Annotated in this window: 17 protein-coding genes; 12 read left to right on the top strand and 5 right to left on the bottom strand. The window is 64.0% G+C overall.

Annotated features, from left to right (window positions below; translation table 11 throughout):
- Positions 1–35 precede the first annotated feature (35 nt).
- Both SR858_RS00395 and SR858_RS00390 read left to right on the top strand, forming a co-directional pair.
- A complete protein-coding gene (locus SR858_RS00395) occupies positions 36–1,679 on the top strand; it encodes a methyl-accepting chemotaxis protein (protein ID WP_019923619.1) in 1,644 nt (547 codons plus the stop codon).
- A 135-nt stretch (positions 1,680–1,814) separates the two neighbouring features.
- A complete protein-coding gene (locus SR858_RS00390; RefSeq protein ID WP_019923618.1) occupies positions 1,815–2,381 on the top strand; it encodes an NADPH-dependent FMN reductase in 567 nt (188 codons plus the stop codon).
- Between the two features lie 102 nt (positions 2,382–2,483).
- Here the strand turns inward: SR858_RS00390 and SR858_RS00385 are convergent, their stop codons facing one another.
- Complete coding sequence (locus SR858_RS00385; RefSeq protein WP_019923617.1) at positions 2,484–3,185, bottom strand: hypothetical protein; 702 nt, start codon at positions 3,183–3,185, stop codon at positions 2,484–2,486.
- On the opposite strand from SR858_RS00385, the gene SR858_RS00380 reads away from it, so the two are divergent.
- The 4 genes from SR858_RS00380 to SR858_RS00365 all read left to right on the top strand — a co-directional run bounded on the left by SR858_RS00380 (position 3,175) and on the right by SR858_RS00365 (position 7,757).
- Positions 3,175–3,321 carry a hypothetical protein gene (locus SR858_RS00380; RefSeq protein WP_157094840.1) on the top strand — a complete coding sequence of 49 codons (147 nt, stop codon included), beginning with the start codon at positions 3,175–3,177 and terminating at the stop codon, positions 3,319–3,321. The genes SR858_RS00385 and SR858_RS00380 overlap by 11 nt on opposite strands.
- Positions 3,322–3,407: 86 nt before the next feature.
- Positions 3,408–5,096, top strand: coding sequence for a M14 family zinc carboxypeptidase (locus tag SR858_RS00375; protein WP_026637598.1), 1,689 nt, complete (start codon positions 3,408–3,410; stop codon positions 5,094–5,096).
- 92 nt (positions 5,097–5,188) lie between these two features.
- A complete protein-coding gene (locus SR858_RS00370; protein ID WP_019923615.1) occupies positions 5,189–7,336 on the top strand; it encodes an FUSC family protein in 2,148 nt (715 codons plus the stop codon).
- A gap of 178 nt (positions 7,337–7,514) precedes the next feature.
- Positions 7,515–7,757, top strand: a complete 243-nt coding sequence (locus SR858_RS00365) for a hypothetical protein (RefSeq protein WP_019923614.1) — start codon at positions 7,515–7,517, stop codon at positions 7,755–7,757.
- A gap of 323 nt (positions 7,758–8,080) precedes the next feature.
- On the opposite strand, the gene SR858_RS00360 is transcribed toward SR858_RS00365, so the two are convergent.
- Positions 8,081–9,559 (bottom strand): APC family permease, encoded by a 1,479-nt coding sequence (locus SR858_RS00360; RefSeq protein WP_019923612.1) that lies wholly within the window; start codon positions 9,557–9,559, stop codon positions 8,081–8,083.
- A gap of 237 nt (positions 9,560–9,796) precedes the next feature.
- Between SR858_RS00360 and SR858_RS00355 the strand changes: the two genes are divergently transcribed.
- The 6 genes from SR858_RS00355 to SR858_RS00330 all read left to right on the top strand — a co-directional run bounded on the left by SR858_RS00355 (position 9,797) and on the right by SR858_RS00330 (position 16,131).
- The gene (locus SR858_RS00355) at positions 9,797–9,937 is read left to right on the top strand and encodes a hypothetical protein (RefSeq protein ID WP_019923611.1); all 141 of its coding nucleotides are present in this window, start codon (positions 9,797–9,799) and stop codon (positions 9,935–9,937) included.
- A 144-nt stretch (positions 9,938–10,081) separates the two neighbouring features.
- On the top strand, positions 10,082–10,591 hold the full coding sequence (locus SR858_RS00350) for a sigma-70 family RNA polymerase sigma factor (RefSeq protein ID WP_019923610.1): 510 nt from the start codon (positions 10,082–10,084) through the stop codon (positions 10,589–10,591).
- A 69-nt stretch (positions 10,592–10,660) separates the two neighbouring features.
- Entirely contained in the window at positions 10,661–11,716 is a 1,056-nt protein-coding gene (locus SR858_RS00345) for a FecR family protein (RefSeq protein ID WP_019923609.1), read from the top strand.
- A 98-nt stretch (positions 11,717–11,814) separates the two neighbouring features.
- Positions 11,815–14,259 (top strand): TonB-dependent siderophore receptor, encoded by a 2,445-nt coding sequence (locus tag SR858_RS00340; RefSeq protein ID WP_019923608.1) that lies wholly within the window; start codon positions 11,815–11,817, stop codon positions 14,257–14,259.
- A gap of 22 nt (positions 14,260–14,281) precedes the next feature.
- Positions 14,282–15,838, top strand: coding sequence for a PepSY-associated TM helix domain-containing protein (locus SR858_RS00335; RefSeq protein WP_019923607.1), 1,557 nt, complete (start codon positions 14,282–14,284; stop codon positions 15,836–15,838).
- Positions 15,835–16,131: a hypothetical protein gene (locus tag SR858_RS00330; RefSeq protein WP_019923606.1), complete on the top strand. Its 297-nt coding sequence runs from the start codon at positions 15,835–15,837 to the stop codon at positions 16,129–16,131. The genes SR858_RS00335 and SR858_RS00330 overlap by 4 nt, the downstream gene beginning before the upstream one ends.
- Here SR858_RS00330 and SR858_RS00325 read toward each other — a convergent pair whose 3' ends face one another.
- From SR858_RS00325 to SR858_RS00315, 3 genes are all read right to left on the bottom strand, one after another.
- Positions 16,132–16,431, bottom strand: coding sequence for a CCDC90 family protein (locus SR858_RS00325; RefSeq protein ID WP_019923605.1), 300 nt, complete (start codon positions 16,429–16,431; stop codon positions 16,132–16,134). It abuts the gene before it with no gap.
- Positions 16,432–16,540: 109 nt separating this feature from the next.
- Positions 16,541–17,545: a succinylglutamate desuccinylase gene (locus SR858_RS00320; protein ID WP_019923604.1), complete on the bottom strand. Its 1,005-nt coding sequence runs from the start codon at positions 17,543–17,545 to the stop codon at positions 16,541–16,543.
- Positions 17,546–17,549: 4 nt separating this feature from the next.
- Positions 17,550–22,274 (bottom strand): NAD-glutamate dehydrogenase domain-containing protein, encoded by a 4,725-nt coding sequence (locus SR858_RS00315; protein WP_019923603.1) that lies wholly within the window; start codon positions 22,272–22,274, stop codon positions 17,550–17,552.
- Between the last annotated feature and the right edge of the window lie 47 nt (positions 22,275–22,321).

Genomic DNA, 22,321 nt, shown 5'->3' with positions numbered 1-22,321 from the left:
ACTTAACCTAGTACCATGCATTCTCGAGGCAATCGATGCTGTCAAATATCAAAATCAAACACCTGGTCATCGCCGCACTGGCAACACTCATGGCCGTCATCGTGCTCATCGGCAGCTACGGCATTTATGCCGCCGGCCGCTCGGTCGCCCTGATCAACGATGTCACGCTGGCCGATCAGGCCCGGTCCGGCGAACGCAATGCCATTCGGCTCGACATGGAAACCAACCGCAGCCAGATCCTGCAGGCGCTGCAACACAACACCGAATTCGAATGGGCCAAGCTGCACGACCACGAGCTGGGCGTGCATTGGGGCGTGATCGACGCGGCCAGCCAGCGCATCAGTGACCGCTGGCAGCGTTATATCGGCAGCATCGACAACGTCGAACAGAAACGCCTGGCGCAGGAGTGGTACCGCGCCAGCGACGGCTTGGGCGTGGCCCACATTGCCGCTGCCGTCGCCGCCATCCGGAATGGCGACTGGGACGATGCCGAGCTGGTACTCATCAAGAAGATCAATCCCACTTACCGCATCGGCGACGTGGCATTGGCCGCGCTGGAGAAGTTCAGCGGGGCGCACGCCGACGCCAATCACGCTCTCGTCCAGGACAGCCTGGCCACCATGCGCTACAGCACGATTGCTGCACTGGTCATGGGTGCTGCGCTGGCGCTGGCTGTCGGCTACTTGCTGATCAATTCCATCGCCCAGCCCCTGCAACAGGCGATGGCGATTGCCGGGCGGGTCGCGGCCGGCGACCTGCGTGGCAGCGCCACTGCACATAGCACTAACGAAATCGGCACCTTGCTGACCGCGCTCGACACGATGAAAGGCAACCTGGCCGGCATCGTCGCCGAAGTACGCGGCAGCACCACCCACATGGCCAGCGCGTCCGCGCAGATTGCGGCCGGCAACCAGGACCTGTCGCAGCGCTCGGCCGAACAGGCGGCGTCGCTGGAAGAAACCTCCTCGTCGATGGAAGAAATGACAGCCACCGTCAAACAGAATGCCGACAGTGCGCGCCAAGCCAATACGTTGGCGCTCTCGGCCTCCGAAGTCGCCGTCAAGGGCGGCGTGCTGGTGGCGCAGGTAGTCGAAACCATGGGATCGATCAGCGCATCGTCGAACAAGATTGCCGACATTATCAGCGTCATCAACGGCATCGCGTTCCAGACCAATATCCTGGCGCTCAATGCGGCAGTGGAAGCGGCCCGCGCCGGCGAACAGGGCCGGGGCTTTGCGGTGGTGGCGTCCGAAGTGCGCAACCTGGCACAACGCTCGGCAGCCGCAGCGCAAGAAATCAAGGCGCTGATCGAGGACTCAGTGCAAAAAGTGGGCAGCGGCGCCAGGCTGGTGGACCAGACCGGCGCGACCATGCAGGAAATCGTGGGCAGCGTGCAACGCGTCACCGGCATCATGGGCGAGATCACCGACGCCAGCCAGGAGCAGGCCATCGGCCTCGACCAGATCCGCGCTGCCATCGTGCAAATGGACGGTCTTACCCAGCAGAACATGGCCCTGGTCGAAGAAGCAAGCGCCGCTGCCGACTCCCTGCATGAACAGGCGCAAGGGCTGGACACGGTGGTCAGCGTGTTTCAACTCGACAACGTGAAGCAGGCGCCTGCAGCGGCTCGTCAGACCGTACCACGGCTTTCATCGGGGCTGCAATTGCGGTATGCCTGAGATGGTTCCGAACGCCACCTGCGGGCACGCCAGCGGTCCCTCCCAAAAGGCTGGCGCGCGCCCTGTGGCAGTGGGGATCGGTTACAGTAAGAGGTCGTTTACTACCCCCTATTGTCCAACCCCACAGGAGATTCCATGCCCGCCAAGAAAATCGCTGTCATCATCGGCAGTCTGCGTAAAGAGTCGATCAACCGCAAGTTCGCCCACGAGGTCATCGCGCTGGCGCCCGAGTCGCTGAGCCTGGAGATCGTCGAGATCGGCGAGCTGGCCATCTATAACCAGGACCTCGAAGAAAACGGTGCAGTGGCGCCGCAGGCCTGGACCCAGTTCCGCGACCGCGTCAAGGAATACGATGGCGTGCTGTTCTTCACCCCGGAATACAACCGATCGACCACCGCCGCGCTGAAGAATGCGCTCGACGTCGGCTCGCGGCCTTACGGCAGCAGCGTCTGGAGCGGCAAGCCGGCCGGCGTGGTCAGCGTCACCCCCGGCGCGCCCGGCGGCTTCGGCGCCAACCACAGCGTACGCCAGTCTCTGGTGTTCCTCGACATGCCAGTGCTGCAACAGCCGGAGATGTACATCGGCAATGCCACCAAGCTGCTGGGCGACGACGGCAAGGTCAGCAACGAAGAGACCAAGAAATTCCTGAAGAAGTTCATCGATACCTATGCGGCGTGGGTCGAGACCAACGCCAAGAAGTAAATCCGCTCTGCACTGGCAGCGCCAAGCGCCCTGGAAAGCCTGGGGCGGGTTCCTGTAGGGGCCATGGGGACGCAGGTCCCCGTTGACGCTGTGGACTGGCGGCTAGCGCCGCACGGCAGTGAAGGCGTAACCTTCAGCGGCCAAGGGCTCTGGCGCCTGCCGGCGGCGCAACGGCAGCAATTGCAGCCCCTGCTGCGCCGGCAACAGCGCCAGGTCGGCACCCGGCAGGCGGTCGGGCAAGGCGCGTAATTCTTCGTCCGCCAGCGGCGTGCAACCGAGGTACACGCGGTACGATGCCCTGCCATGGCCGAGCTCCAGCATGAAACCGGCCACGTGCGCCGTTCCCGGCTGACCGGGCATGGCAGTGACGCGCAGCGAGGTTTTGCCCTTGCGCAGGTGCAGCGCATCCCAGGTGTGCAGCGGATACCAGCGCGGCCCCTGCCCGTCTGGCGGCGGCACTGCCAGGTGGCCGCCCAACTCCGGCAACACCACGCCCAGTCCGTGCAATGACGCCAGCGGCGCCAGGCCGCCGTAGCGCCCGTGGTTGGCCGGCGTCAGCACCAGCAAATCGGCGACCGGCCAGTGCCGCACCGCCTCGGCGCTGTAGGCGTCGGCATCGGCGCCCACCGCCAGGATCGCCAGCCCCTGGTACCGGATCAGCGCCAGCCCGCTGCCGGCCAGCTCCACCCGGCCCTGCTGCGCCGGCGTGTACATGCCCGCTTTGAGCTGTACCGAGTAGCGCGGTCCGATCTGCGCCAGCACCGCCCGGCATGCCAGCGCCAGCAACACCACGATGACCAGCATCGTCACTCCAGGTCTGTTCCGCATGGCCGTCTCCCGCCTCGATGAGCATGGCGCCAGTACATCATCGACAGCCGATATTTTCCTTGAAGCAACGCAACTACAGCGCCGCAACCGCTCAAAAAACGGGCAGCAATGATACAATTGCTGCCCTTGAAACGTGCCGGCAAGCTCACGAGGCACACCGCACGCACCTCCACCATGCACCCTGAGAACCAGACCGCCATGCACCCAGAAATGCCGACACCCTACGAACAGGGCAATCAAAACCAGACCACCTTGCACAGCGAATGCATCGCCTTCTACGAGCAGCTGGCGCAGCGCTTTCCGCAAGTGCTGCGTTTTGAACAGATCGGCACGTCCGATGGCGGCATCCCGATCCACGCCGGCGTGGTCAGCGCCGATGGCGTGTTTGACCGCCACCTGATCAAGGCGCAAGGCCGCCCGGTCTTCTTCAACAACAACGGCATCCACCCCGGCGAACCCGAAGGTGTCGATGCCTGCATGGCCATCGTGCGCGACCTGTGTTTCGATGCCGACAAGCTGGAGGCACTGGGTACCACCGTGCTGCTGTTCGTGCCGCTGTACAACGTCGATGGCGCGCTGAACCGCGCCAACACATCGCGCGTGAACCAGGACGGCCCGGAGCAGTTCGGTTTCCGTGGCAACAGCCGCCACCTGGACCTGAACCGCGACTTCATCAAGTGCGACACCCTCAACGCCCAGCTGTTCAACCAGCTGGTCAGCACCTGGGACCCGGACGTGATGGTCGATACGCACACGTCCAACGGCGCCGACTACCCGTACACGATGACGCTGATCCACACCCAGGCCGACAAGCTCGGCTACGGGCTGGGTCCGTTCCTGCGCCAGACCATGCTGCCGCACATCTACGAGCAGATGGCCGCGAAGGGCTGGCCCACCTGCCCATACGTGAACCCGGTGCAGGACACGCCCGACGACGGCATCGCCGAATTTCTCGAAGTGCCGCGCTTTTCCACCGGCTTCGCGGCCCTGCACCACGTGATCGGCTTTATGCCGGAAACGCACATGCTCAAGCCGTTCAAGGACCGCTACGAATCGATGCGCGCGCTGCTCGACGTGACCATGGCGTTTACGACCACCCACGGCAAGCAGATCATCGACCTGCGCGCCGACGCCCGCGAACAGGCCGCCAACGCCACTGAATTTACCGTGAACTGGAAGATGGACGAGTCCAATCCATCGACCTTCCGCTTCCAGGGCTACGCCGCCAAGCGCAGCCCCAGCCTGCTGGGCGACTACCAGCGCCTGTCGTACGACCGCACCCAGCCCTGGGAAAAGGACATCGCCTACTACAACAGCTTTGTGCCGGCAGCCACCGTGCGCGCGCCCAAGGGCTACATCGTGCCGCAAGCGTGGCGCGAAGCGATCGAGCGCCTGAAGTGGAACGGCGTGGAGATGGCGCCGTTCGACGAGGCCGCCACCATCGAGGCGCAGTACTATCACATCGTCTCGGTCACCTCGCGCCCGAACGCCTACGAAGGCCATATGTACCACGACGCGGTCGAGCTCGAAGCGCGCACGGGCAGCTTCACGGTGCAAGCCGGCGACTGGTTCATTCCGCTCAAGCAGCACAATGCCCGCTACGCGGTGGAAACGCTCGAACCCCTGGGCCACGATTCCTTCTTCCGCTGGGGCTTTTTCAACAGCGTGCTGGAGAAGAAAGAGGCATACTCGGACTATGTGTTCGAAGACCTGGCGCTGGAGATGCTGGGTGCCGAGCCTGAACTGAAGGCGAAGTTCGATGCGTGGAAAGCGGCCAACCCGGCGCTGCTGTCGCAACAGGATGCGGTACTGGGCTTTATCTTCGAACACGGCCAGCGCCACGCCGAGCCGGAATGGCGCCGTTACCCGGTGTTATCGGTCTTCTAAGGTTTTAGACAATCTGAGTTCTTCGGATGCACGCAGCGGCGATCCCGCCGCGTGCATCTTGTCGCTTGTTCCGCTGCCCACAAGGTCACCGCATGCACTACGCACTCAACCTGCGCACGTTTTTCTACAGCCACTATTTTTACCTGGGGCTGCGTTTTGCCGCCGGCCTGGTCGGCGTCACCCTGATCTCGCTGCAATTTACCGACCTGCACACGGCAATGACGGTGTGTATCGGCGCCCTGTGCACGGCGCTGATGGACATGCCCAGCCCGCTGCGCCACAAGTTCAACGAGATGAGCGCGTCCGTGCTGCTGTGCAGCTTCGTGACGTTGTTGATCAGCCTGTGCGCGCCGTTGCACTGGCTATTGATGACCATGCTGGTCCTGATCAGCTTTTTCGCCTGCATGATGGTGGTGTACGGCAAAAAGTCGATGCCGCTGCAACTGGCCACGCTGTTCATCATGACCATGTCGATGGAACACTCGATGACGGCCACCCAGTCCTTCATCCACACCGCCTGGTTTACCTCGGGCGCGGTGGCTTACCTGGCGTATGCGATGGGGATTTCGTGGATCTTGCGCCACCGTATCAAGCAACAGGTGCTGGCCGAGGCGCTGTTCGAGCTGGCCCATTACATCGACATCAAGGCCGATTTCTATGACACCCGCTTCAACCTGAACGAGCAGTTCAACAAGCTGGTGCGCCAGCAAAGCGTGCTGGCCGACCGCCAGCAGGCCTCGCGCGACCTGATCCTGCGCGCCCACCTGAACGCCAAGGACGCCATCGTGGTGCAAACCCACGTGTGCATGCTCGACCTGTACGAACTGGTGCTGTCCACCCACACTGACTACGCCCAGCTGCGCCTGCACCTGGCCGACTCGCCGGTCATGAAAACCCTGCACGACCTGGCCTGGAAGTGCGCACGCGATATCGAATCGGTGGCCTACGACGTCACCCGCAAGAAAGCCTCGTACCCGGAAATTACCTACGGCCCGGAACTCGACGCCATCGAAGCGGAGCTGGCGGCCCTGCAAGCGCGCATCGCCACCGGCAAACCGGAGCAGGAGGCGCTGGCGGTGCTGCGCGCGCAGCGCAACAAGATTCGCGCCATCATCAAGATGATCGGCGAACTGCACCAGGCCAGCCAGAAGGCCTACGCGACCACACCGTTCTGGGTTGACGCCGACATGGGGCCGTTCCTGTCGCAGCAGAAATACGAACTGCGCATGATCCTGTCGCACCTGCGGCTCGATTCGCCGATCTTCCGCTTCTCGCTGCGGGTGGCCATGGCGATCTCGGTGGGCCTGGCTGTGGCAGCGCTGCTGCCATACGCGGCGCACAGTTACTGGATCGTGCTGACCATCGTCATCATCCTGAAACCGAGCTTCAGCATGACCAAGCAGCGCAGAACCGATCGCATCATCGGCACCATCATCGGCTGCGTGATCACGGCAGTGGTGCTGCACCTGATTAACAGCATGGCGGTGATCCTGGCCATGCTGGTACTGGCCACGGTGGCCACCCCCACGTTTATTTACCTGCGTTACCGGTATGCGGCAGTGGCGGTGTCGATCATGATCCTGCTGCAAATGCATTTGATTGCACCCGGGAATAACGACCTGATCATGGAGCGGCTGGTCGATACCTTCATCGGCGCGGCCGTGGCCACCGCTTTCAGCTTCGTGCTGGCCAACTGGGAATACCAGAGCGTGCCCCGGCTGGTGCGCGGCGTGCTGGAAGTCAACCTGCGCTATATGCAGGCCAGCTTCGACCTGCTACAGGGCAAAGGCAAGGACGATTTTGCCTACCGCATCGAGCGCAAGCGCCTGATGGACAGCCTGGCGGCGCTCAGCTCGGCGCTGGTGCGCATGTTGGACGAGCCGGCCAGCAAGCGCCGCGCGGTCGAAGATATCAATTTGTTCATCGTGCAGAATTACCTGCTGGTGGCGCACGTGGCTGCCCTGCGCGCCATCCTGCGCCGCCACGTGGTCGAGTTGCCGACCGAGCCAGTCAACGCCATGCTCGGCATCAGCCACGAGCAGGTGGTACGCACCCTGAGCCAGGCGCTCGATCCGCAAGCTGCTTATATCCAGGCGCAACCAGCACTGGAAGCGGCCCCCTCGGCGGACGCCGTGCCGTGGTCGGGCTGGCCGCTGGTACAGCGCCGCATCCGCCTGCTACAGGCCGACGCGGTGAAAATTATCGGCTACAGCCAGACGGTCCTGCGCAATATTGCCTGACTAATAAAGTTGCAGTGTCAACGCCAGGGCTTATCAGTTTTCTGAATACCATACCGTGCGGCAACACGATGGTGTTATACGTTTTGCGTATCGCATGCATCACAAAATGAAAGTATATTTATTTCTTGGAGAGGCGCATACTGCACTGCATCAAACAGACATTTTCAAGGAGCAGCACATGACTACCACCGTTTTCAACTACCACACCAACGTTACCGACTTCGCCAGCGACGTTACCAACGCAGTGCGCAAGTTGTTCGTCGCGGTGTTCGTCAAGAAGCCAGTTGCCGTTGCCGAGCAAATCGCTGCTGAACAAAGCACCGAAGAAACCATCTGGTGGCTGAGCAGCACCGCCAACGAAGTGGCCGCACACTCGCCGAGCCTGGCGTCGGAACTGCGTTACGCCGCGGCCCGCGCTTAAGTTGTCGTGATCCCTGTTTGAATCACTGAATCTAGGAGAAATAACATGCTGACCATCATCGAAAACCTGCCAGTTGCCGTTGCCCTGACCGCCGTTGCCCTGCGTCTTTACCTCGGCTCCAAGCCAAGCGACGCAAAATAAGAGCGCATAACAAAACCTCCATGGCTTCGTTGCAGCTCCTCGCCGTACATTCGTACTGTCTTCGTCGCTGCGCCTTGCCCTGAAGGTTATGTTAAGCGCTCCGGCGTCCCGAACAAAATGGCAAAAGCCCCGGCCGCATAAGCGGACCGGGGCTTTTTAACGTCCGGGCCTGGGCTGGCTGTCTATGCCTTGTTCAATTTTGAATTGCGCATGCCGTACAGGAAATACGTAATAACAGCGGCCGACATCCAGATCGCAAAGATCGTGTACGTGGTCAGCGACAGGCCGAACATCAGGTACAAGCAGGCACTGATGCTGAGCCCCGGCACCAGGTAAGGGCCGAACGGCACGCGGAAACCGGCGGTCGGGTTGGCGCGCTGCTTGTAGCGCAGTACCGGCACCGCCAGCGACACCACGATGAACGCTGTCAAGGTGCCCATGCTGACCATGTCCCACAGAAAGGTCGCATCGACAAAGCCGGCCACCAGTCCCACCACCAGGCTGACGATCAGGGTGTTTTGCACCGGCGACGCCGTGCGCGGATTCACTTTCTGGAACGTCCTGGAAATCAGGCCATCCTTGGAAATCGCGTACAGGATGCGGGTCTGGCCGTAAATCGTTACCAGGGTCACGCTGAAGACTGAAATCACCGCGCCGGCCGCCAGCACCAGCGCCGGCCACTTCTGGCCGGTGACGTTCTGCAAAATCACCGCCAGGCCCGCTTCCTGGCCGGCAAACATCGACGCCGGCTGCGCGCCCATGGCCGCGAACGCCACCAGCATATAAAACACGGTAACGATCGCCAACGCCGACAAGATGCCGATCGGCACGTTGCGGGTAGGATTGCGCACTTCTTCGCCGGCGGTGGCCACGGTGTCGAGGCCGATAAACGAGAAGAACACGGTGGCGGCAGCGGCAGTCACCCCGGCCATGCCGGTGTAGTGGACGCCGTTGTCCGGGCTGAAGAACGGGTGGAAGTTATTGATATCGAAACCCGAGAACGCGATCACGATAAAGAACACCAGAATCGCCAGCTTGATCAGCACCATGATGGCATTGGTGGTGGCCGATTCCTTGGTGCCACGGATCAGCAGCCCGCAACAAAGGATCACCAGCAGGATCGGCGGCAGGTTGATATGGCCGGGACGCAACTCGATGCCGTGGCTGGCCGTGGCCACGATCATGGGTGAGCGCAGCATTTCCGGGATATGCCAACCGAAGGCATTATTGAGGAAGTTGTTCAGGTAGTCGGACCAGCCGATTGCCGTGGCGCTGGCCGCCAATCCATACTCGAGCAGCAGGCAGGCGGCCATGATAAAGGCCAAAAACTCTCCCACCGTGGCGTAAGCGAACGAATACGACGAACCCGACGCGGGTATGCGGAACGACAATTCGGCATAGCACAGCGCCGTCAGGCCGGCGGTAATGGCCGCGATCAGGAACGACAACACCACCGACGGGCCGGCCTTGGGTACGGCCTCGACCATCGTGAAGAAAATGCCGGTGCCGATGGTGGCGCCAACGCCGATCATGGTCAGCGGAAACAATCCCATCGAGCGATGAAGGCGGTTGCCGGCAGGCGCTTGATCGGCGCTGACATGCTCGACAGGTGGAGCGACCGGCTTGGTACGGGTCAGCTTCTGGACCAGCGTTTGATTCACAGTGATTCCTTGTGGGAGATATGTTCGGGCAAAAAAACTAAGCGATTATAGGCCTTTACGCCTTCCCTAAAGAAAGTTCTTGTGTGTGATCTATACAACTTAAATAAAGTGTTAACAATGCTATCGTCGTTACAGTTACTTACTTTTGATACAGCCAGGATGTAGATCGAGATCGATACGCGCGCTACTCTTGGTACAAGTTTGATACTTATATAAGACATCCAGGAGATTCGTGTTATGCCGGTTAAAAAAATCCATTCCCACATTCCCACTGTCTCGCGCCGTGTCCACCCTGCCGTGGGCGTTGCCGCCGCTCTGCTGGGCTTTGTCGCCACGCTCGCCGCCGTCCTCATCGTGCGCGGCCAGGGAAGCAACTAACAAGTTACTGCTGACCAGCCGGGAGCCAGCCTGTAAAATTGGGCCGGTCGGGATAAGAAGGGGTATCCCGGACACCCAGGGTCAGCCAAAGCAGTCCAAGCCAGCCTGTGACGGGAGCCGTCGTCCCCTTGGCTTTGGACCTATGTGGTAACACGCTACTACCGAGAACTGCTCAATTTCCTGTCGCGCGCGGTGAACAACCGCGAGGCTGCCGCCGACCTGGCGCAGGAAAGCTATGCGCGCGTGCTCGCCATGCAGCAGGACGGTGTGACCATCGCCGAACCGCGCGCCCTGCTCTACCGCACCGCGCGCAACCTCATGATCGACCAGCACCGGCGCGATACCGTTCGCGGTGTTTCCGCTGAACCCGACCACCATGCCGACGACTTCGAGGTGCTCGATACGCTGGCCGCCCCCGCCGCCCTCGAACCCGAAACCGCCGCCATGTCCGCCCAGGGTGTGCAGGCGATGCTGGCCGTGATCGGCGAGCTGCCGCTGCGCTGCCGCGAAGCCTTCATCCTGCACAAATTCGACGGCCTGTCGCAGGCGGCCGTGGCGCAGCAGATGGGGATTTCGGTGACGATGGTCGAGCGCCACATCAAGCACGCCATGCAGGCGTGCCGTCGCTGCGCGGAAAGTCCACCGCATGAATAAATTGTTCGCCGCCCGGGGTTGGGCTGGCGCCGACTCGCGCGTCTACATCCATATCCCCATGACATCGCCATGAACCCAAGCCCGTCATCCCCCGCTCACTCAAGCGACGTCGATCAACAGGCGCTGGACTGGTTCGCCCGCCGCCAGCGCGCGTTCACGGCCGCCGAGGAAGCCGCGTTCCACGCCTGGCTGCAAGCCAACCCGGCTCACCGCGCGGCGCTGGCCCGCTGGCACGACGACTGGCGCCAGCTCGACGAGTTGCCGGCAGATGGCGTCGCCCAGCTGCGGCGGCAGCTGGCGGCGGACCTGGCGGCCGAGCAGCGCAGCAGCGCCCCAGCATCCCGGGGCCGGCGCGACTGGCTAGCCGGCCTGGCGGCGATGGCGCCGCGCGCCGCGCTGGCGACGGTTGCCCTGTCGGCAGCCGGTGGCGGCTTCCTGGCCTGGAACCGCTGGCAGCATCAACCGCTTTACGCAGGCAACTTCCGCACCCAGCGCGGCCAGCAGCAGGACGTGACCCTGCCCGACGGCAGCGTGCTGCGGCTCGATACCGACACCCGCATTGCCGTCGCCCTGTACCGCGAGCGGCGCGAGGTGCGCCTGCTGGGCGGCCAGGCCGTGTTCCACGTCCAGGGCGACCGGGCACGCCCGTTCGAGGTGCTGGCCGGCGCCGTGCGCGTGACCGTGGTGGGCACGCGGTTCTCGGTGCGCCACACGCCGGACATCCCCGGCGCCGACGAGATCCGGGTGCAGGTCGAGGAAGGCCGCGTGCGCGTGACCGGCGGCGCCGGCTCGCCGGTGATGGAGCTGGGCGCCGGCCAGCGCATCGCTGCCGATGCCGATGGCCAGCTGGGATTGATCGGCCGGGTGGCGGAAGCGGGCATCGCACCGTGGCGGGACGGGCGCATCACGTTCGATAACACGCCGCTGGCGCAGGTGCTGGCGGAATTCGGCCGTTACGGCAGCACCGGTCTGCAGGTGCGCGATGCCGAAGTCGCCGCCTTGCGCGTGACCGGCACGTTCGATCCTCAGCGGCTGGAAAACTTCCGCCGCGTGCTGCCGCGCGTGCTGCCGGTGGCGCTGCGGCGCGACGGCGCGGTGACCGAAATCGTCGCCAGCGAAAAATAAATCAAAAATAACTGAAAAATATTTTGCAGCGGGGGTTGGGGTTCCGTTACACCGTGCGTCTACATGAGAAGGATTCTTATTCAACCTCTGGAGATCGCATGTCCCGTTTCAGCTTTCAACCTGCGCCGCTGGCGTTAGCCGCCGCCCTCGCATGTGCCACCACCGGCGCTTACGCCCAATCGGCCCAATCTGCGCCGTCGCCAGCAGCGGCAGTCGCGGTCGAGATCCGTATCGGCGCCCAGCCGCTGGCGCCCGCGCTCGACGCCCTGGCGCGCCAGACCCGGCTCGAACTGATGGTGCAGCCGGCACTGGTGGCCGGTAAAACCGCGCCGGCCGTCAACGGCCGTATGACCGCGCGCGACGCATTGCACATCCTGCTCACCGGCAGCGGCCTGGCGGCCGATATCGATGGCACCGTGGTCACGATTCGTCCCCAGCGCCGCGATGACGCGGCCGTGCAAACGCTGGGAGCGGTGTCGGTCACCGCGCAGGCCAGCCCCACCACCGAGGGCACCGGCTCGTACACCACGCGCGCGGTCAGCATCGGCAAGGGCGAGCAGGCGCTGAAGGACATTCCACAATCGATCAGCGTGGTCACGCGCCAGCTGCTCGACGAGCAGGCGCTGACCACCGTGTACGACACCCTGGCCAGCACCACCGGCGTCACCATCCAGCAAAGCCCGCAAGGCGGCAAATACATCTATTCGCGCGGCTTCGATTTGACCACCGTGCAGTACGACGGCGTGCCGCTCAATCGCGGCATGTACGGGCGCGCCAGCAATCTCAATGCCGGCACCGCCGTCTATGACCGGGTGGAAGTGCTGCGCGGCGCGGCCGGCCTGCTGCAAGGCGCCGGTAATCCCGGTGGCGCGGTAAACCTGGTACGCAAGCGCCCCCTGGCCACCGACGCCACCAGTGTGGTGGCCAAGGCCGGCTCGTGGGACAACTATGGCGTGCAGCTTGACGCCAGCCGCGTGCTCAGTGACGATGGCAAGGTGCGCGCGCGCGTGGTGGCCGACTACGAAGACAAACAATCGTTCATCGACTACGCCGACCGCCGCAGCCCCACCCTGTTTGCCACGCTCGAAGCCGATCTGTCGCCGCAAACCACGGTGAACCTCGCGCTCAGCTCCGAGGAAGTGAAAGGCCGCCCGTTCCTCAACGGTCTGCCACGCTACAACAATGGCCGCGACCTCGAGCTGCCACGCTCCACTTTTCTGGGCGCCACCTGGAACCGCCAGAACAACAGCAACCGCGGCGCGTTCGCCGACCTGACCCACTATTTCAACGACGACTGGACGCTGAAAGTCAGCACCGCCTACGTCGAGGAAAAGAACGACATGAAGTACGCCGGCTCCGGCGTGGCGATCAACCCGACCACCAATCGCGGCGCGCTGCGCGCCTCGAACACCATCGCCAAGAACAAGCTCTCGGGCATGGATGCCAACATCACCGGCAAGTTCGACGCGCTGGGCCGCCGCCACGAAGTGGTGGCCGGCGTGACCTACTCGTACGCCGAAGCGCGCACCATCTACGGCGTGAGCAGCAACTACTACACCTACGACATCAACAACTTCAATCCCGATTTCCCGGAACCGTCCGACGATTTCATTTACCAGACCACGCGCGAGGCGCGGGTAGGCAAGTCGCGCGAAATCGGCGCGTACACCGCCGTGCGCCTGCAACTGGCCGACCCGCTCAAGCTGGTCATCGGCGGCCGGGTAGGCTGGTCGCGCACCGTGTGGGACACCGTTACCACCGGCCGCGCGCCGTCGGTATCAACCACCAACCAGGGTGAACACGCCAAGCTGGCGCCGTACGCTGGCCTGATCTATGCCATCAGCCCGACCTGGAACGCCTACGCCAGCTACGCCGACATCTTCTCGCCGCAATACGAGCAAAAGGAATCGGGCGAAGCCCTGAAACCGCTGGTAGGCGCCAACTATGAGGCAGGCGTAAAGGGCGAGCTGCTGGGCGGCCGCTTGAACACGTCGCTGGCGCTGTTCCGCGTGGTGCAGAAAAACCGCGCGCAGGAAGACTTCAGCACCAGCCCCACCTGCCGCAGCGACTACTACTGCTACACCGACACCGGCAAGGTCCGCAGCCAGGGCCTCGATGCGGAAGCGAGCGGCGAACTGCTGAAAAACTGGAACATCTTCGCCGGCTACACCTTCAACCGCACCAAGTACCTGGAAGACGTCAACAGCGGCGGCCTGGCCTTCAACAGCTTCACACCCAAGCACATGCTGCGCCTGTGGACCACGTACCAGCCCGACGGTGCGCTGCGCGACGTCACCGTGGGCGGCGGCGTCAATACCCAGAGCATGAGCTACCGCACCATCGGCGCGCAGTCGGCGGTGGTCAGCGGCCGCGCGGTGTGGAACTCGATGATCAAGTACCAGATCAACCCGCGCTGGTCGGCCACCGTCAACTTCAACAATATGTTCGACAAGCGCTACTACAGCACCCTGTCGAGCTTTGTGAACGCCAGCTACTACGGCGATCCGCGCAACGTGATGCTGACCCTGCGCGGCAGCTTCTGATCGTCGCGGAGTTCAGTGCGTGATGAAAAACGGTTTCCGTCAACAGATGTCATGGCTGCACACCTGGTGCGGCCTGACGGCGGGCTGGGTGCTGTGCGCGATTTTCCTCACCGGGACGCTGGCGGTCTTCCGCCAGCCGATCACGCAGTGGATGGAAGCACGGCCGGTGGTGCAGGATGCTGCGCCCGGCGACCGCGCGGCCGTGCTGCGCGCGGCCACCGCGCACCTGGAGGCAAATGCCGGCAAGGTGCGCTTCTGGCGCATCGAGCTGCCGGGAGAGAACGGCGGCCCGGTCCTGCTGGTGTGGCAAGGCGGCGGCCCGGTCGCGCTGAACCCGGCCACCGGCGCGCCGCTCACGGGCGACCAGACATCGAGCCGCAAGACCGAGGGCGGACGCCACTTCATGTCGTTCCACTACATGCTGCAGGCCGATACGCCCGGCTACTGGCTGGTGGGCTGGGCCTCGATGTGCATGCTGGTGGCGCTGGTGACCGGCGTGGTCGTCCACAAGCGCATCTTCAAGGACTTCTTCACGTTCCGGCCCGGCAAAGGCCAGCGCTCCTGGCTCGACGCCCACAACGCCACGGCGGTGCTGGCGCTGCCATTCCTATTCATGATCGTCTATACCGGGCTGACGTTTTTCTACACCAGCTACATGCCCTGGCCGCTTCAAGCGGTGTACGGGACTGACGGTTACCAGCGCTACCAATCCGATCTTGATGGCAAGGAGCCAGCCGCACGCCGGCCACGCGGCGGCGTGCCGGCGGCAATGCAGGACCTGGCGCTGCTGGTACCGCAGGCGGAAAGCCTGATGGCCAGGCACGCGCGGCGCGTACTGGTGGAGCAGCCGGGCCGCGCGGGCATGGTGGTGCGCGTATTCGGCCCCGCCGACGACCATCGCGCCGAAACCATCGCCAATACCTTGTCGAGCGTGGCGTTCGACGGCGTGACCGGCGCCGTGATCGAAGTGAAGGCGCCGAAGGTAGACCAGCCGACCACCAGCGCCGACGTCCACGAAGTTTTAAAGGCACTGCACCTGGTGCGCTTTGGCGGCTGGAGCATGAAGTGGTTGTACTTCATCAGCGGCCTGCTCGGCACGGCAATGATGGCGACCGGCACCATCCTGTTTTGCGTCAAGCGCCGCAAGAAGAGCGAACAGGAATTCGGCCGCGCCACCGCCGGTGTGTATCGCGTGATCGAAGCGTTCAACGTGGCGGCGATTGCCGGTATCGCGGTGGCCTGTATCGGCTACTTCTATGCCAACCGGCTGCTGCCGGTCGAGTGGAGCGACCGCGCGCTATGGGAAATCCGCGCCTTCCTGTGGCTGTGGCTGGCGACCTTGCTGCATGCGCTGGTGCGCCCCTTCATGCGCGCCTGGGTCGAGCAACTGGCGGCCGGCGCGGTGCTGTGCTTTGCGCTGCCGTTATTAAATGCCCTGACCACGGGTCAGCACCTGTTGGCATATGCAGCGGCTGGCGACTGGCAGCGCGCCGGCGTGGAGTTGGTGGCGCTGGCATTTGGCGTGATGCTGGCGGTGATGGCGCGGCGCGCACGGCAGGTTCAAAAGGGGAAGCCGTGAGCGAGAAAACGACTGGCGTGAGCGCACGCTATCGCTGGGAAGTGGCGGGCAGGTTCGTGCTGGCGGGGGTGGGAGGCTACGGGCTGACGGCGCTGCTGTCGACGGTACTGGCCTTGGCGCTGCCGTGGATAGCGGGCGTGTCGCGCGCAGAAGGCGTATTGATCGCCAGCCTGCTCAGTTTTACGTTTTACACGCTGTATGTGCTGTGGGTGTTTGCCACCTGCAGCGCTTGGAGGGTATGGTGCTGGTCGGCTGCGGCGGCGCTGGGGCTGTATGCAGCTGTACTATGGTGATCAGGCAAAGTACAGTTTGAAAAGGATGGGCAGCGTCAGGCTGATCAGGATACCCAACATGGTCTTGAGCACGTTCATATCGCTGCGCAGCTTCTCGAACTCGGCTGCCATCTTAAGCTGTGCGATGTCGAACTTCTGCGAGAGCGAGGTGTCGAGTCTCGTCATATCTTCAGGAAATACGACTGCCCTGGCCAGAACTTCGCCCAGGGTCTTGGCATGAACAGCGGCTTGCGACGCTGGCACGCCAGCCTCTTTCAGCCGCTCGGAATACGCCAACGAATCAAATGGAAGGTTCGACATGGAAACTCCTCGGTAAGCAAGATTCCCTGAGCGAGGCCCTCAGGGTAGGCTCGATTAGCTTACACCGGATTGGCACGATGGGCACCGGTGCGCTAATCGTGCGCCCGCTTTACCCTACCCGTACCACCATCAACCCAGCACGCAACCCTACCCGAACATCGGGATTGGGAAACACCACCAGCTCCTCCGGGTGCTGCACGGTATAGACCGTGTCGCCGTCACGGGCGATTTCTTCGCCCTGCTGCATGGCCGTAAAGTTGTGGGTCTCCTTGCCGAAGGCCATGCGGAAGTTGTCGCTGAGCTTGATGATCTGGCGCGCGGTGTTGAAGATGTGTGGCTGGCGGCCGGCGCCCGACGTGGGCACGCCGCGCAGCAGGTCGTCCAGTGCCTGCGAGGCGTCGATAAATTGCGCCAGGTCGTTCTGGCCCAGCGTGCCGATACGCCCCAGTTCCACGGTGGTGCCGGCCGCGCCGTGGTGCTCGGCCGAGTAGTAGCTGTACGTGCCCACCGACGCCGGATTCATGATCACCGCGCCGATTCCCGCTGCCCCCAGCCAGTCGAGCAGCGCGCGGCGCGGTTGCTCGGCGATGATCTCGGGGACGATGGCAAAGGTCGGATAGACCGATGGCCGGATCGCCGTGTGCAGGTCGAGGTGCCAGCGCACGGGTCCCGCGTCACCAAAGAAATCGGCGGTAGCGGCGATCAGCTGGTCGGCGCGCGCCGCTTCGGCGGTACCGGCCAGCGTGCCGCGCTCGGCGCGGAACATGCGATTGAGGTCGGCGTCGATGAAGCGCTTGCCGGCGCGGATGGCGCCGATATTACCGACGCAAAGCATCAGGTTCACCGCCAGCTTGTCCGCCTCGCGCGACAGGGCGTCGAGCAGGTGCGCGACCATTTCGATCGGTCCTGTCTCGTCGCCGTGCACGCCGACCGAAATCAGCAGCGCAGGCCGCTCCCCGGGGTGACCCTCCGCCTTGATGGTCAGGATGCCGTCGGCCGGCTGCGCCACCGCGAAGCCGGCGGCGCCGAAGCGCTGCGCGACCGCGCCGAAGTCGGCCTGCGCCAGCGCGCGCACCGGCTCTGGCAACGGTACTGGCGTGTGATCGCCAGCCATGCGCTTACGCCGCCAGCAGGGTGGTCCCTGCCGTGGTGCCCGCGTTGACCGCCTCGGACAAGGCCCACACATCAAGCATTGCCTGTTCCAGGTCGGCCGGCTGCGCGTAGCCCGACAGGCCCAGCGTGTTGGCCACCAGTTCCACCGCTTCCGTTGCCGAATGGCCGCCGGTCGCGTGTTGCAGGACCTTGGACAGCAGGCGTTGCTGGGTGCGACGCAGCGCGTTTTGCGCGTAGTTGCGCAACTGCTCCTGCGAGCGGTTGGCTGCCGGCAGTTTCAGGCCGCGTTCGAGCACGTCGATGCCCACTTGCGTGCGCAGCGCCAGGCCGATTTGCAGGAAGGCCGGCAAGTCCATGCCCGCCGGACGCTGCACCGACAGGGCGGCAAACACGAACGCCGCCACCGCCTCGATGGCATCGACCGCGTTCCACGCCTGCACGAATTCAGGGCGCAATCCGGTAGTCAGCTCGGCATCGGACTGGCCGTCGGCTGGCGTCAGTTGCGACAGCAGTTCCGGCTGGTCGAACAGGCGCGTGAGTTCTTCCACGCCGCCGCGCAACTGGTCGGCTGGCACGGTCAACGCGCCTTCGATCACTGCGCGTTGCAGCACGCGGGTGCGGGCATCGACCTTGATCGAGACGGCGCGCGGGATCTTGAGCGCGTCCGCGTCGAGCGTGGCGAATACCGGCGCCAGGTTCAGTGCCGACCAGGCCTGGCCCCAGGCCTGGATCACGTCGGTTTCATCGACGCCATGTTCGCCGGCCAGCTGGCGCAGCATCAACGGACCGCAGCGGTTGACCGCTTCGTTGGCCAGCACGGTGGCCAGGATGGCGTTGGCCAGCGGGTGCGCCAGCGCCGGACGGGTGGCGACCATCAGCTCGGGGAAGTACGGCTTGAGCATCGACTCGGCCCAGCTGTGTGCCGTCAGCGGCAGCGCCGACAGGATGCGCTTGTAGCGGTTTTTCACGTTGGCGATGACGACCGCCAGTTCCGGCGTGGTCAAACCACGGCCGTCGGATTTACGGCGCGCCAGTTCGGCCACCGTCGGCAGCTGCTCCAGGTCGCGCGACAGCGCGCCCTCTTCTTCCAGGAACGCGATCAGGTCGGCGTAGCCGTCCTGCACCGCCGGCTCCACCTGCGCCTGCGCTTCGCGCACCAGCAAGTGGGTTTGCAGCGTGTTGTCGCGCAGGACCAGGCGTTCGATGTCGGCCGTCATCAGGTTGAGCGTGTGGTTGCGGTCCGATTCGCTCAGCTGGCCGGCGTTCATTTCCACGTCCAGCCACATCTTGACGTTTACTTCGTGGTCGGAGCAATCGACGCCGGCCGAATTGTCGATGGCGTCGGTGAAGATGCGGCCACCGGCCAGGGCGAATTCGATCCGGCCCGCCTGCGTGGCGCCCAGGTTGCCGCCTTCGGTCACGACCTTGCAGCGCAGCTGGTTGCCATCGACACGGATATTGTCGTTGGCGCGGTCCTTGACTTGCGCGTGGGTTTCGGTCGATGCCTTGATGTAGGTGCCGATACCGCCGTTGTAGAACAGGTCCACCGGCGCTTTCAGGATGCGGTGCATCAGTTCTTCCGGCGGCAGTGCGGTCTCTTCGATGTCGAGCACTTCGCGGATTTGCGGCGAGAGCGCGATGGTGCGCGCGGTGCGTGGATAGACGCCGCCGCCGGCCGAAATCAGTTCCTTGTTGTAGTCGTCCCATGAAGAACGCGGCAGTGCGAACATGCGCTCGCGCTCGACGAACGACTGCTCCAGGTCCGGGTTCGGATCGAGGAAGATATGACGATGGTCGAAGGCGGCGACGATTTTCAGCTTGCGCGACAACAGCGCACCATTGCCGAACACGTCGCCCGACATGTCGCCCACCCCGACCATGGTGGTTGGCGTTGCGTGGATGTCGTGGTCCATTTCGTAGAAGTGGCGCTGCACGGCTTCGAACGCGCCCTTGGCGGTGATGCCCATCTTTTTATGGTCGTAACCATTGGAGCCGCCCGAGGCAAACGCGTCCCCGAGCCAGAAGCCGCGCTGCACGGCGATGCTGTTGGCGATGTCGGAGAAGGTCGCGGTGCCCTTGTCGGCGGCCACCACCAGGTACGGGTCGGCGCTGTCGTAGCAGACGGTGTCCGCTGGCGGCACGATGTTGCCGAGCACGCGGTTGTCGGTCACTTCCAGCAGGCTGGAAATGAACAGGCGATACACTGCTTCGCCTTCGGCCGCAATGGTTTCGCGCACGGCGTCTTTCGGCATCTGCTTGCACACGAAACCGCCCTTGGCGCCGGCCGGCACGATCACGGCGTTCTTCACCATCTGGGCCTTGACCAGGCCGAGGACTTCGGTACGGTAGTCTTCCATGCGGTCGGACCAGCGCAGGCCGCCGCGCGCGACCGGGCCGCCGCGCAGGTGCAGGCCCTCGAAGCGGCGCGAGAACACGTAGATTTCACGGTACGGTTTCGGTTCCGGCACCAGCGACAGGTTGCTTGTGTCGAACTTCAAGATGATCTTGTCGCCCTTCTGGTCGTTCTGGAAGTAGTTGGTGCGCAGGGTGGCGGCGATCAGGTTGGCCAGCGCGCCCAGTACTTCCTCGCTGTCGGCGTGGTTGATGCCGGGCAGGCGCGCCTTGATGTCAGCCAGCTTGTCCAGCGCCTCGGCCCGGGTGGCCTCGGCCAGCGACGGGTCGAACCGGCGCAGGAACACGTCCACCAGCTCTTTGACCAATGCCGGCTGCTTGCGCAGCGTTTCGGCGATGTAGCGCACCGAGAACTGGGTGCCGGTCTGGCGCCAGTAGCTCATGTACGCGCGCACCAGCTGCACTTCGCGCACGCTCAAGCCGCCTTCGATGACCAGGCCATTGAGGCGGCCGTCTTCGGCTTCGTTGTTGAACAGCGCCGAGAACAATTCTTCGGCCACCATCACCACGCCAGGCTTGGACAGGCTGGCCGCGCTGGCCGGGTCCACCGACAGGCTGGTGACGTAGCGGCGCTGGCCGTCGAGGCGCAGCGAGTGCGATTGTTCGCGGTCGATGGTCACGCCGGCGTTATGCAGCGCCGGCAGGATGATCGACAGCGACGGCACCTGGTCCACCGAGTACAGGCGGATCGAGGTGCCACCGTTGGAATTCTCCACCCGCACATCGACGCGCGACGGATCGGTGTTGTGCAGGATGGTTTGCAGGTCCTGGAAAGCGGCGACCGGCGTGGTGGACGCCACGTAATCGACCGGCAGGGTGGCGCACATCTTGCGCAGGTGGGCGCGTACCGGCTCGTTGGGCACGGTGTCGGCCAGTTGCGAGAAACTGTCGTGCCAGCCGTCGAGCACTGCGGTGAGCGGTTGCTGGATATCGGTTTCCAGGTCGAGCGGATAGCGCGCGCCATGGGCGATCAGGTACACCCGGGCCAGCGGGCCATCGGCCACCAGCGTTTGCAGGCTGACGTGGTTGGCGCCCGACGTGCTTTGCAGCGTGCGCGCCAGCGAGGAGGCGACGCTGTTGCTGTAACGCTCGCGCGGCAGGTACACCAGCACATTCAGGTGGCGCGCATACACGTCGCGGCGCGCGAACACCTTGGTACGCGGCTGCTTGTACAGCGACACCACGGCGCCGCACACGTCGGCCAGCCATTGCGGATCAGCTTCCAGCGCTTCGGTGCGCGGCAGCGATTCGAGGATCTCGATGAATTTCTCGGCGCGGAAGCCTTCCTGGCGCACGCCGGCGATCGACAGCACCTTGGCCACGCGGCCACGCGCGAACGGCAGGCGGTTCAGCGGGGTGGACGTGGCGGCGCGGGTGAACAAACCGACGAAGCAGTATTCGCCGAGGATCGCGCCTTGCGCGTCGGTGTGGCGGATGCCGATGAAGTCGAGCTGCTGGTCGCGGTGCAAAGTGCCTTCCACGTCGGCCTTGACGATGGACAGCGTGTGGGCGCGCTTGGACAGCGTGTCGAAGTCGCCGGGAATGTTGGCCAGGCAGGTGCCATAGACCGGGTGCGACGTATCTTGCAGCACGCCGATGCGGCTCGGGATGTCGCGTTCGAGTTCGCGCACGCCCGGCTTTACCTGGTAGTAGGCGTAGCCGAATGGCTCGAAGCCTTCGGTGCGCGCCCATTCCAGGAAGGCGGCGACTTCCTGGCCTTCTTCGCCGATGGCGGCAGCTTCGGCGCCGATGCGGCCCAGGTGCGCCAGCATGGCTGCCTTGTCGCGGCGCACCACGGCAGCGTCGCGCGAGACCATCTGGATGCGGTCCACCAGCGCGCCCAGTTCGGCGGCGGGCAAGTCCTCGGCCAGCAGGCACAGTACGTAAGATTCGAGCTTGTCGCCGGCCTGGCCCACGCCGGTGACCACGCCATCGGCGTTGCGCGCCACCGGCAGCACGGCATTCATCACGCCGTTGGCGGTAATGTGCAGCTTGCGCATGGCCATGACGATGGAGTCCACCAGGTACGGCATGTCGTCGTTGAGGATGAGCAGCGCGGTGGCTTTGCCGCCGCGGCCGTCGTCGTAAGGGAGGGTCACCACTTGCGCACCGGCGCCGGTGCGGGTGGCCGCTTTGCTGAAGCCTTCCATCAAGACCGGCGCCAGGCTGGCGGGCACGGTGCCGGCCAGGTCTTCGTCGTCAAGGGCTGCGAGCCAGGCGCCGATCAGGGCCGGGACCTGGGCGTTGCTGCTGGCAGGCTGGCTGGCGTTGATCGATGCGAGCGTCTCGGCGCGCAGGTCTTGTGGTGTTTGTTTCATCGTTGCTTCTCCGATACGTTATAGGTATTTTTCAAATGCCCACGCCT

This window comes from Duganella zoogloeoides (genome assembly GCF_034479515.1).
Taxonomy (GTDB): Bacteria; Pseudomonadota; Gammaproteobacteria; order Burkholderiales; family Burkholderiaceae_D; genus Rugamonas; species Rugamonas zoogloeoides.
This window is presented reverse-complemented; position numbering and strand designations above follow the sequence as displayed.